Annotated in this window: 1 pseudogene; it reads right to left on the reverse strand. The window is 57.1% G+C overall.

What is annotated here, in order from left to right:
* Positions 1–947: pseudogene (locus tag BLS75_RS31860) on the reverse strand (HAF repeat-containing protein); the annotation flags it as partial.
* Between the last annotated feature and the right edge of the window lie 336 nt (positions 948–1,283).

Raw genomic sequence — 1,283 nt, forward strand, 5'->3', positions numbered from 1 at the left:
CCCGTAAGGCTGATACCCACGACAACATTGCCGTCAGCGGAGACGCCGGTCGCCGATGACGTTCCACCACCCAGGGTGCCCAGGTCGACCATGCCGCTGGCATCGGTGTGCCGGAATGCATGGGGATCGCCAGTGGCCGTCGCAGCTGTACCCACGACGACGCGACCGTCGGCAGAAGCGCCATAAGCAAAGGAAGGGCCACCCCATGAGCCCAGGCCGACCATGCCGGTGGTGTCAGAGTATTTGAACGCTTGAGTGTCGCCTGTAGCTGTCTGGGCCGTTCCCACGACAACATGGCCGTCAGCGGAGATGCCGAATGCCAGTGAGGTCTGCCCTCCCAGGGTGCCCAGATCGATCATGCCGCTCGCGTCGGTGTGCTTGAAGGCGTGTTTCAGGCCTGTGCTGGAGTCGATATTCGCGTATCCCACGACGATGCTGCCGTTCGCGGACACGGCGGTGGCAAAGGAGACGCCGCTGTTGTCCGCCTTCAGGGTGCCCAGATCGATCATGCCCTTCGCGTCGGTGTGTTTGAACGCACGATAGTAGCTATTGGTTGCAGACGAATAGCCTACGACAACCGCGCCGTCAGCCGATACGCCTGTCGCCTCTGACATCCCCTGTCCACTCAACGTGCCCAGGTCGACCATGCCGGTTGCATCGGTGTGCTTGAAGGCGTGAGTGTGGTTACTGGAGAGGGCGGCGAACCCCACGACCACCTTGCCGTCAGCGGATACGGCCTTGGCATGGGATTGATTGCCACCCAGTGTGCCCAGATTGACCATGCCGGTCGCATCGCTGTACTTGAACGCATATTGATTGCCGCTCGTGAACTCAGTGCCGACGATGAAACGGCCGTCAGCCGATACACCGTAGGCGACGGAGTCATCAACGCCTAAAGAACTCAGGTCGATAGTAATGTCGGCACAGGACTGTGCTGAATAAATCATTCCATAGATCAGTGTTAGTGCGGCTGTTGCAAAAGGCGATTTCAATGTAATGAACCTGGCGATAAAGTAAATGATTACAGCGGCCTGAGTAATGGAATTTTTTATGGGCGAACAGGCTACTGCCGAGGTAAAGGCTTGGTTTACGCAGCGATGAGGGTGTGACGCCCGGATGGCTTGGGGTTTAGGGCCGGGCGGGGCGCGATGGCGTGAGTCGAAGTTGTCTTGCTTACATGCGGGTAGTAACTGGGCGTTTAACTAATTGCTGTGTTGGATATGAATTTGATGTGTCGGGTTAGTTTAGTTATTAGTTGCGGATGAAGTCTTTAGGAAGATTCT

Source organism: Pseudomonas sp. NFPP12 (assembly GCF_900103205.1).
GTDB lineage: Bacteria > Pseudomonadota > Gammaproteobacteria > Pseudomonadales > Pseudomonadaceae > Aquipseudomonas > Aquipseudomonas protegens.